The 10,754-nt window shown below is 70.3% G+C and carries 6 protein-coding genes and 1 pseudogene; 1 reads left to right on the top strand and 6 read right to left on the bottom strand.

Annotation, left to right across the window (positions count from 1 at the left end):
- Positions 1–207: 207 nt before the first annotated feature.
- Complete coding sequence (locus K8V84_RS19440; RefSeq protein WP_304077014.1) at positions 208–1,380, bottom strand: DNA polymerase III subunit delta'; 1,173 nt, start codon at positions 1,378–1,380, stop codon at positions 208–210.
- Between the two features lie 271 nt (positions 1,381–1,651).
- On the opposite strand from K8V84_RS19440, the gene K8V84_RS19435 reads away from it, so the two are divergent.
- Positions 1,652–2,224, top strand: a complete 573-nt coding sequence (locus tag K8V84_RS19435) for a peptidoglycan-binding protein (RefSeq protein ID WP_304077011.1) — start codon at positions 1,652–1,654, stop codon at positions 2,222–2,224.
- A gap of 135 nt (positions 2,225–2,359) precedes the next feature.
- Here the strand turns inward: K8V84_RS19435 and tmk are convergent, their stop codons facing one another.
- The 5 genes and pseudogenes from tmk to K8V84_RS19410 form a co-directional block, all read right to left on the bottom strand.
- A complete protein-coding gene (gene tmk / locus K8V84_RS19430) occupies positions 2,360–4,468 on the bottom strand; it encodes a dTMP kinase (RefSeq protein WP_304077008.1) in 2,109 nt (702 codons plus the stop codon).
- Positions 4,469–4,715: 247 nt separating this feature from the next.
- Complete coding sequence (topA, locus tag K8V84_RS19425) at positions 4,716–7,535, bottom strand: type I DNA topoisomerase (protein WP_304077005.1); 2,820 nt, start codon at positions 7,533–7,535, stop codon at positions 4,716–4,718.
- 663 nt (positions 7,536–8,198) lie between these two features.
- Positions 8,199–9,485, bottom strand: coding sequence for a hypothetical protein (locus tag K8V84_RS19420; RefSeq protein ID WP_304077002.1), 1,287 nt, complete (start codon positions 9,483–9,485; stop codon positions 8,199–8,201).
- Positions 9,486–9,806: 321 nt separating this feature from the next.
- Positions 9,807–10,400 (bottom strand): chaplin family protein, encoded by a 594-nt coding sequence (locus K8V84_RS19415; RefSeq protein WP_304076999.1) that lies wholly within the window; start codon positions 10,398–10,400, stop codon positions 9,807–9,809.
- Between the two features lie 165 nt (positions 10,401–10,565).
- Positions 10,566–10,754: pseudogene (locus tag K8V84_RS19410) on the bottom strand (hypothetical protein); the annotation flags it as partial.

Below are 10,754 nucleotides of genomic sequence, written 5' to 3'. Positions count from 1 at the left end.
GCCGCCGGCCCCACCGTCGCCGGAGGTACATCCGGCGACCAGCACCACCACTCCGAGCAGCGTCGCCCCTACCCGTGCCCTCAGCCCCACCCGAATCCGCCTCCACTCGTCCAACACGTCGCGTCCCGATTGTCGCGGACCCGGCCACGCGCTCGGTCCGGCCCCTCCACGGGCACGGGCACCGACCGGTTCTCGTTCGGCCGGCCCTCAGCCCGTCAGCAGGGCGGAGGTCATGGCCTCCATCGCGATCTGTGGGTGCACGTTCGCGGCGATCCGTTCCCGGCACGCCATGATCGCGTCGATCCGGCGCAGGGTGGACTCGGGTGGGCCGGAACGGGCGATCCGTTCCAGGTCGCCGGAGCGTTCCGCGGTGGACAGTTCCACGGTCGCGCCCAGTTGGAGCGCGAGGACGTCCCGGTAGAAGGCGGCCAGGTCCAGTAGGGCACGGTCGTAGGAGTCTCGCTTGATCCGGGTCGCCCGCCGCTTCTGGCGCTCCTCCAGGTCCTTGAGCGCCCCGGCGGCACCGCGAAGGGCCTTGGCAACGCCCTTGCCGGTGGAACCCTCGCCGAAGGCCGCCTTGAGTTCGCCCTTTTCCTTGTCGTTCAGCGCCGTGGTGAGCGCCTTGGACTCCTCCTCGGCGATCTCGTACAGCCGGGCGGCGGCGGTGACGCATGAGCCCAGGCCGGTCAACCCGACCGGGATGGACAGGACCTCCTCTCGGCGGCGGCGCGCCTCGGGCTCCGTGGCCAGTTGCCGGGCCCGGTCCACGCGGCCGGCCGCGGCCCGGGCCGCGGCCTCGGCGGTCACAGCGTCCACCCCGTCACGCTGCACGAGGGAGTCGACGATCTGCCGGGTGCCGGGGGTGGCCAGAGTGACCAGGCGGCAGCGGGAGCGGATCGTGATGAGCAGGTCGTCCGGGGTGGGGGTGCACAGCAGCCACACCGTTCGTGGCGAGGGTTCCTCCACCGCCTTGAGCAGGGCGTTGGAAGCGGCCTCGGTGGCACGGTCGGCGTCCTCGAAGAGCACGATCCGGAAGTTGCCGCCCGAGGGCTTGGAGCCGGCTCGCAGCACCAGGTCGCGGGTGGCCGACACACCGAAGCTGAGTCCGCTGGGGCGGACGTAGAGCACGTCCGGGTGGGTACCGGCCAGGACCTGGTGGCAGGAGTCGCAGTGGCCGCAGCCACCCTCCCGGCATTGCAGGGCGGCGGCGAAGGCACGCGCGGCCTCCTCGCGGCCCGAGCCGGGTGGGCCGGTGAACAGCCACGCGTGGGTCATGCCGGTACCGCGACCCCCTGCGAGGAGATCCGCGGCGCCCTGGACCGCGCGCCCCAATCGGGCGGCGGCCACCTGCTGGCCGACGAGGTCGTCGAAGACCGTCACGCGCTTCCCCCATCAACGACTCACTGGTTCGGTCTCCAGGATAGGAGCCGGCACCGACGCCCGGACCGTTTTCCACAGGCCCTCTCCCTCGGAACCGGCGGGGGTCCGCGCCCTCCCGCAGGACCCGACGCGACCCTTCCTCTTCGGTTGTCATCGGGGCCGGACCAGGTCAGAAGGGGTTTGGAGGCGAACTTCCGTCGGGGGCGACGAATCTCTCCGTGTAGAGGGCGGCCGCGACGGGGGCGCCGCCCGAACCGCAGAAGGAGAACATGTGTCGAAGGCACGAGGGATCACGATGCTGTTCGCGTCGGGCGCCATGGTCGCCGGGTTCGGCCTCGCGGGGGCACCGGCCGCGCTGGCGGACGGCCCGAACACGCCGCCCGAGGTTGTCACCGCGATCGAGGCCGCCGCGTGGCCCGAGCTGGAGGAGGGCCAGGAGACCTGGGAGGTCGCGGTCGTCAAGTTCCTGATGGTGGAGTACGGCTACCTCGACGTCACCGAGGCCACCGAGGTGTTCGACGAGCGGCTGACCGAGGCCGTGACGGACTATCAGGGGGACGAGGGCCTCGACGCGAACGGAACCGTCGACGAGCCGACGTGGGAGGCCCTGACCGAGGACCTGGGCATCGTCCGCCAGGGCGACAGCGGCAACCTGGTGAAGGCCGTGCAGTACTCGCTGATCTCCGGCCACGGCTACGACCTGGACCTGGACGGCCGGTTCGGCGGGGCCACGCGTGAAGCGGTGGTCGACTTCCAGACCGGCGCGGGGATCGACGCCGACGGCGAGGTCGGTCCGATCACCTTCCAGGCCCTGTTGACGCCCGAAGAGGTCTCCGTCGACTGACCCCTGACCAAGGACACCGTGTCCCGGCCGTCGGGTGGGTCCTCGACCGGGACACGGCCATACCGCCGAGGAAGCGAAAGGGTCTCCCACCGCGTTCGGTGGGAGACCCTTTCGTGTGCGGCCCTGGCCCGGGCGCTACTCCGGTCGGATCACCGGGATCATGCCGGTGACGGCCTCTGACTCGGCGTCGATGGGGTCGGGCAGCAGCGGGCGCACCCGACGCTGGATCTCACGGGCGATCCGCTCCCGGGTCTCGCTCGCGTCCAGGACCAGGTAGCGGTCCGGGTCCGCTTCGGCCAAGGCGCGGAAGCCCTTCCGAACGCGTTCGTGGAACTCGGCCGACTCCGACTCGATCCGGTCGGCGGGGCCGCCCAGTCGCGCGAGCCCCTCCTGGGGACGTACGTCCAGCAGCACCGTCAGGTCCGGCACCAGCCCTTGGGTGGCCCAGTCGCTGATCTCCTGGATCTCGGAGACCGCCAGGTCGCGTCCGGCTCCCTGGTAGGCCAACAACGAGTCGACGTAACGGTCGCTGATCACCACGGCGCCGCGGCGCAGCGCCGGCAGGATCTCCTGCTGCACGTGGTCGGCCTTGTCCGCCGCGTACAGGAGCACCTCGGCGCGGTCGGTGATGTGCGAGTTCTCACGGTCCAGCAGGAGACCGCGCAGTCGCATGCCCAGCTTGGTGGCGCCCGGCTGACGGGTACCCACCACCTCGAAGCCCTGGTCGCGCAGCCACACGGTCAGGTCACGGACCTGGGTGGACTTGCCGGCGCCCTCTCCGCCCTCCAGGACGATGAAGGCCCCGGCGACGGTGGCCTCCTCCGTCTCCTCGGTGCGGGGGCTGACCCCGCGCAGGGCGGCGAACAGCTCCGGAAGCAGTCCCGGGCCCGCCTCGGGGTCCTCGGTGTTGGCCTGGTGGTAGGTGACGAAGCCGAGTGCGAGGGCGATGAGACCGCCCACGAGCAGGACCAGCCCACTGCCGTACAGGGAGTAGGTGAGGGGTCCGCCGAGCGGGAACTCGTGGTCCCCTGCGAATCCGGCGGCGACCGGGGCCAGGACGGCGGCGGTGAGCAGCGCGACCCGACCGGTGGCGTGCAGGAGTGCGAACGCGCTCCCGCGCCGGTCCTCATCGACCTCGACACTGATCAACCAGGTACCGGTGGCCCAGGCCAGACCGGCTCCCAGACCGAGCACGAACGCCAGGACCGCCGACAGGACCATGTCGGTGACGGCGCCGGCGATGAGCAGCGACAACGCGGCCAGCCCCACGGACAGCCCGAGGAAACGGCGGCGGCTGAACTGCTTGAGCACACGCGGCGCGGAGACCACGCCCAGGCCCAGGCCCAGGAAGAGCGCGGCCACCAGGACACCGAAGCCTGCGTTGCCCGCTCCGAGGTTCTCCACGTGCGGCCGGCCCAGGCCGATGACCAGACCACCCGCGGCGGCGGTGACGGCGAGCCCGAAGAGCACGCCCCGGGTGAGCGGACCGGAGCCCACGGCCTCACGCCCGTTGCCGAGCGAACGCATCAGCGCGGCGTCCCGGTTGGGGCTCAGCGACGTCTTGGACACGGTGTGCTTGGGCAGCGGCAGTCCGGCCACGACGATCGCGGCGACGAAGAAGGTGAGCGCGTTGATGTACAGGGCGACGTCCGCCGCGGGGTCGGCCATGGACGGCACCAGCGCGCCCAGCAGGTTGCTCACCGAGGCCAGCGCCGCGAAGAGCAGGGCCGCGACGGGGGCGGCGCCGTAGGTGGCCAACAGGGTCAGGCGGCCGGCCTGACCCAGCATGCGCTTGGGGACGAGAACGGCGATGGTGGCGTCCCGCGCGGGGGTCCAGAACAGGGCCACGATCTCCGCCAGCAGCCCCGCGATCAGCAGCCACTGCAACGCGAACCCGGGGACCAGCAGCCCCATGACCGGGATGGACACGTACAGAAGGCCGCGCAGGACGTCGCCGCCGACCATCGTCCACCGACGGTCGAGACGGTCGGCCACGAGCCCCGCCAAGGGGCTGAGCAGGACCGCGGGGGCCAGTTTGATGGCGACGACCCCGGCGATGACGAGGTACTGAACGAGCGTGGAGCCCTCGGCGGTGAAGATGGCCGCGAGGGAGACCAGTGCCAGAAGGCTCAGCCAGTCGCCCAGGCTGGAAAGGGAAAGTGAGACCCACAACCTTCGGAAGGGTGTGATCGCGAGGACGTTCTGCGCCTCGGCCGGCGCTCCCAGGGGTGCAGATCTGCTCATAGCGCTCAAGGTTATCGATGAGGGGGATCGGTACTGACAGGCGTCCATCGCCTGTCCGGGATTCGGGGATGCCTCCGGGGCTCACGCACGATTCCGCGCCCTCACCAGCCCGACACAGCGTAGTACGGAAGATCATTCCCCGACAGGGGACGAGGTCCCGTATCCGTTACGAAACACCGGAAACCGCCCACCCGAACGTCTCTCACGAGAGACATCCCGGTGGGCGGTCGCCAAGACGCGCAGGACGTTATTCCTTGGCGGTGGTCTTCGGCTCGCCGGTCTTCTTGGCGGCGGGCTTGCGCGTCGTCGCCTTCTTGGTGGTGGTCGTGGTCGACTTCTTCGCGGTCGTCTTCTTGGCCGGGGCCTTCTTCTTGGCGGGCGCCTTCTTCTTGGCCGGGGCCTTGGCCCGACGCTCGGCCAGGAGCTCGGCGGCGCGCTCGTCGGTGATCGACGCGACCTCGTCGTCCTTGCGCAGGGAGGCGTTGACCTCCCCGTCGGTGACGTAGGGACCGAAACGACCGTCCTTGATCACCATCTTGGCGCCGCTCTCCGGGTCCTCACCGAGCTCACGCAGCGGCGGGGCGGCGGCACGACGACCACGCTGCTTGGGCTGCGCGAAGATCGCCCTGGCCTCTTCGAGGGTGATCGTGAACATCTGCTCCTCGGTTTCGAGGGAGCGGCTGTCGGTGCCCTTCTTCAGGTACGGGCCGAAACGACCGTTCTGCGCGGTGACGTCCTCGCCGTCGAGCTCCCCCACCACGCGGGGCAGGGACAGCAGACGGAGCGCGTCCTCCAGGGTGACCGTCTCCAGGTCCATGCTCTTGAGCAGCGAACCGGTACGCGGCTTGACCTTCGCCTTGGCCTTGCTCTTGGGCTTGGTCTCGCCCTCGGTCTCCTCCGGCTCCGGGATGACCTCGGTGACGTAGGGGCCGTAACGACCGGACCTGGCGAGGATGGTGCGCCCGGTCTCGGGGTCGACCCCCAGCTCACGGTCACCGCTGGGCTGGGCGAACAACTCCTCGGCCTTGGCCGGGGTGAGTTCGTCCGGGGCCAGGTCCTCGGGCACGTTCACCCTGCTGCCGTCACGGTCCAGGTAGGGGCCGAATCGACCGACCCTGAGCATGATGTCGGTACCGGGCAGCGGCAGGGAGCTGACCTCCTTGGGGTCGATCTCGGACAGGTGGTCACCGACCACCAGCTCCTTGAGACCCGTCTCCTGCCTCCCGTCGGGGCTCTGTCCACCGAAGTAGAAGCGCCGCAGCCACGGCAGGCTCTCGGTCTCGCCGCGGGCGATGTCGTCGAGGACGTCCTCCAGGCGCGCGGTGAACTCGTAGTCCACCAGGTTCCCGAAGTGACGTTCCAACAGCTGCACCACGGCGAAGGCCAGGAAGGACGGCACCAGCGCCGTGCCCTTCTTGAACACGTAGCCGCGGTCCTGGATGGTGCCGATGATGGCCGCGTAGGTGGAGGGGCGACCGATCTCCCGCTCCTCCAGCTCCTTGACCAGGGTGGCCTCGGTGTAGCGCGCCGGCGGCCGGGTGCTGTGCCCCTCGGCCTCCAGGCTCTGCGCCTTGACCGGGTCCTCCTCGCTCAGGGCGGGCAGGCGGCGCTCACGGTCGTCCAGGTCGGCGGCCGGGTCGTCGGAACCCTCGACGTAGGCCTTGAGGAACCCGTGGAAGGTGATGACCTTGCCGCTCGCGCTGAACTCGGCGACCTCACCGTCGGTGGAGGTGCCCTCGATGCGGACGGTGACGGACTCACCGACGGCGTCCTTCATCTGGGAGGCGACGGTGCGCTTCCAGATGAGCTCGTAGAGGCGGAACTCGGGGCCCGACAGGCCGGTCTCGGAGGGGATGCGGAAGGTGTCGCCCGCCGGACGGATGGCCTCGTGGGCCTCCTGGGCGTTCTTGACCTTCTTGGCGTAAACACGCGGCTTCTCCGGCAGGTAGTCGCCGCCGTAGAGGCGTCGCACCTGGTTGCGGGCGGCCTTGACCGCACTGTCCGACAGCGTGGTGCTGTCGGTACGCATGTAGGTGATGTGCCCGTTCTCGTACAGCCGCTGGGCGACCTGCATGGTCTGCTTCGCGGACAGGTTGAGTTTGCGGGAGGCCTCCTGCTGGAGGGTGGTGGTGCGGAACGGCGCGTACGGAGAGCGGCGGTAGGGCTTGCGCTCCACCGAGGAGACCGCGAAGCCGGCTCCGGCGAGGCGTTCGGCCAGACCGCGGGCGGCGGCCTCGTCGAGGTGACGCACGTCCCGGTCGGAACGGATCGAACCCTGAGGGGTGAAGTCTCGGCCGGTGGCCACGCGCTTGCCGTCGACCGACAGCAGCGTGGCCGGGAAGGAGGCGGGGGCGTCGGCGACCGCTCCGGCGGCGTCGAAGACCGCCTTGATGTCCCAGTACTCGGCGGAGGTGAAGGCCATCCGCTCACGTTCGCGCTCGACCACCAGTCGGGTCGCGACGGACTGCACCCGGCCCGCCGAGAGCCTGGGCATGACCTTCTTCCACAGCACGGGCGAGACCTCGTAGCCGTAGAGACGGTCCAGGATGCGACGCGTCTCCTGGGCACTGACCAGACGGGTGTTGAGGTCTCGCGTGTTGTTCGCCGCGTGTTGGATGGCGTCCTTGGTGATCTCGTTGAAGACCATCCGTCGGACGGGGATCTTGGGCTTGAGCTCCTCGCGCAGGTGCCAGGCGATGGCCTCGCCCTCGCGGTCCTCATCAGTGGCGAGTAGAAGTTCGTCGGCCCCGGCCAGCAGCTCCTTGAGCTTCTTGACGTGGGCCTTCTTGTCGGTGTTGACGACGTAGAGCGGTTCGAAGTCGCCGTCGACGTCGACACCGAGCCGCGCCCAGGACTCCCCCTTGTACTTGGCGGGGATCTCCGCGGCCTTGGCCGGCATGTCACGGATGTGCCCGATGCTGGACTCCACGACGTAGCCGCGCCCCAGGTAACCGGCGATGGTCTTGGCCTTGGCCGGTGACTCGACAATGACGAGAGTGGTCCCCGTCCCCTGGCTTCCGTTGTCCTTCGAGCCGTTCTTGCCGGCGCTGCCCTTCGTGGCTGGCACGCTGTTTCCCCTACGTCTAGCCTTACGTTTTCTCTCGGCCGTGGTCCTTCGGCTCCCGTGGGAACCGACAGTAACCGAACTACAGGCACTCCCCCGTCGGTGAGCGGACCGGGTCGACCGCACCCGAGTTCGCCTCGTCGTCGGTTGCTCGGCCCCACACCCACCGGCACCCGCAGAATAAGCGCTCAACGGACCGGTACCGGCCCGTAACGTGTATTTGCGACCGTGGCAACCCTCTCCCCCGGCCTCTCAGTGGCTCTGACGAGCACCTCGAACACCCCAGAACAGTGACTTGCATCACACTTGCGGGTTCCGGGGTGTTCTGCCTTCAAAATGCGACGAGTCCTCCCGGATATTCCCGGGAGGACTCGACTCGTGCTCTCGAACCGGTGGTCGTCACCTCCACTCCCCCGCAGTCCACCGCGTTCCAAACGGAACGGGGGCGCGGAGGCGACTTCCTCCGACTCGTCGTGCGCGGCGCGTGTACGCCGCTCGCGGGAACGGTGTCCCCCGGCCGTCGTCCAACGTCCGCCTCGGGATGAGCGTGTCCACCGCAGTCCACCGCGTTCCAAACGGAACGGTGGGACGCACTCCCTCGGACGGACGGATGTCCGTGCCCGGATCACACCCCCGCACGGGCCCGTGAAAGGACCCGCTCAGGTCCTACAGGCCGACACCCGCGGCGCCCAGCAGGTCGCCCACCGGGTCGACCTCGGGCACCTCGGTGGCCTCGGGCAGCTCGGCCGGAGCCTGCTCCGCCACGCCCTGGTCCGCGGTCTCGCTCACGCTGTAGTCGACCGGCAGCATCTCGGAGACGGGGATCTCGGGCAGCTGGTCGACCACCGGCGCGCTGTCCAGCGCGGAGGCCTGGGCCTCGGTCTCGGCGCTCTGGTGCTCCACCACGGAGTCGGAGTCGGTGGCGCTCGCACCGGCGACACCGGCCACGGCGCCCACCGCGTTGCCCGCGACGTTCACGGGAACGTCCGCGTCGGCGACGAGCTGGTTGCCGCCGGCCAGCGAACCGTTGCCGGAGGTCGCGATGTCCTGCTCGACGTCCTTGACCTTGGCGTCGCTGTCGGTGGCGGCCGCACCGGCCACGCCGCCGACGGCGCCCACCGCGTTGCCCGCGACGTTCACGGGAACGTCCAGGTCCGCGACGAGCTGGTTGCCGCCCAGCGCGGAACCGTTGCCGGAGGTCGCGATCGACTGGTGTTCACGGACCGGGGCCGACTGACGCAGCACACCGGCGTCCACGCCGGAGGTGTCCGGCAGGATGTGGACGTTCTCGGCGGCCTCGTTGACCAGGTCGGTGGCGGTGAACCGCCCGGCCTGGTGCTCGACCGGCGCGCTCTGGTGGTCGCGCACGATCGCGTCGGCGTCGGTGGCCGCCGCACCCGCGACGCCGCCCACGGCACCGATCGCGTTGCCGGACACGTTCACCGGCACGTCGAGGTCGCCGACCAGCTGGTTGCCGCCGATCAGGGAGCCGTTGCCGGAGGTCGCGATGTCCTCGCCGCCGTGGCCGTGGCCGTGGCCGGCCTCGTGCAGGACCTTGGAGTCACTGCCGGTGCTGGAGGCGCCCGCGACGCCGCCGACCGCGCTGATCGCGTTACCGGTGACGTTCACCGGGACGTCGCCGTCGACCACGAGCTGGTTGCCGCCCAGCACGGAGCCGTTGCCCGAGGTGTGCACCTCGTTGTGCTGGTGGTCGATCACCTTGGCGTCGGAACCGGTGCTGGAGGCACCCGCGACACCGGCGACCGCGCCGATGGCGTTGCCGGTCACGTTGACGGGGACGTCGCCGTTGACGACCGCCTGGTTGCCGCCCAGCAGCGAACCGTTGCCGCTGGTGGCCGCGTCGCTGTCGGCGAGCGCCACGCCGCTGCCCAGGGCGACGAAGCCCGCGGCCAGGAGCACGGTCTTCGCGGAGGTGCTGGCCCACTTACGCATGCGGGAAGTCCTTTCGAGAGAACGAGTAGTAGAGAAGGTGTTCTGCATGGGGCCACAGGCCGTTCCACACCCCTGGGTGGGATGTGGGCCTTCGGCCAAGGCCGGGGATCATCCGGTCGGCTCCGCACCTGGACGGTGCGTCTTCGCCGGTCTGTCGGGTACGGTCACGTCGCGTCCTCGCTGGCTGCGCACGGACGCCCCCACCCTGTCGATCAGCTCCGCTCTGGTTGAGCGGCGGCTGACGTGAACCCCGAGCACAAGGCCTTGGCCGGTGCTACGGGACTCGCGTCAGCCCCCGGGCCCGAGGGCCCGGGAGTCCGATCAGACCCGGGCCTTGTGGCGCCGGCCGTAGAAGATGAAGCCGACACCCGCGGCGATGGCGAGGACCGCGGCGGCGACCAGGCCGGTCAGCGCGCTCTGGTCGGCACCGGTGACCGCGAGGCGGGACTCGTCCGCGGGGGGAGCAGAGGGGTCCTCGGTCGGGACGGGGCGCTCGTCGGCGGGGTCCTCTTCGACCTGCTCCTGACGCTCCTCCTCAGGGGACTCCTCCTCGGGGGACTCCTCCTCGGGGATCTCCTCCTGCGGGTCCTCTTCCTCGGAGATCTCCTCCTCCCGCGGGGGCTCCTCCTCCTCGGGCTCCTCCGGGTCGTAGCCCTCGTAACCGTCGTCCGGCCGCTCCGGCTCGGTCACCTCGGCCTCACCGTCGGCGCACTCGGCGCCGGCCACGCCGAGGACCGCGACGGAGTTACCGCAGACGTTGACGGGCGCGTCGACGTCCGCCTCGATCTGGTTTCCGCCACCGATGGAACCGTTACCGCTGGTGGTGGTGTCGGCGTAGGCGGTGCCATAGGCGGTGGTGGCGAGGAGGCCGGCGGCGATGAGCGCCGCGACGCGGGTGTGGGTTGATCGGGTCATCGGGTGTCATGTCCTTTGGTCGATGAGAGTCGAATCTGCCACTCATGGACCACGGACGGTCACCCGGCGTGAAGTGCCTGGGGTGAGACGCACACCCACCTCGGAAACGGTGGGGTGCTCGTGCGCGATGGCGCACCGACCGGCCGCGATCCCTGCGGGAAGCGGCTAGTCAGGCGAGAAGGAAGGGTCGTCCGCGGCGTCGCGCACGACCAGGGTGGGGTCGCCGGGAAGGGCGACCCGCTGGGCCCGGAACTCCATGTGGCCGGACCGGTTCATGAGGAAGCCGGCGGCACCGGGAGCGGGGAAGGACGGGGCCGACGCACCGGTGGCGTCGGATCCGGCCTGGTGGTGGGA

This window comes from Nocardiopsis listeri, assembly GCF_020741345.1.
Lineage (GTDB): Bacteria > Actinomycetota > Actinomycetes > Streptosporangiales > Streptosporangiaceae > Nocardiopsis > Nocardiopsis listeri_A.
Note: the sequence above shows the minus strand (reverse complement) of the source record. Positions and strands in the feature narration are given on the sequence as shown.

Coding starts and splice junctions, on each gene's coding strand:
- tmk (WP_304077008.1), bottom strand. CDS start 4,468: ATGAGCAGATCTGCACCCCTGGGAGCGCCGGCCGAGGCGCAGAACGTC.
- K8V84_RS19420 (WP_304077002.1), bottom strand. CDS start 9,485: ATGCGTAAGTGGGCCAGCACCTCCGCGAAGACCGTGCTCCTGGCCGCG.
- K8V84_RS19415 (WP_304076999.1), bottom strand. CDS start 10,400: ATGACCCGATCAACCCACACCCGCGTCGCGGCGCTCATCGCCGCCGGC.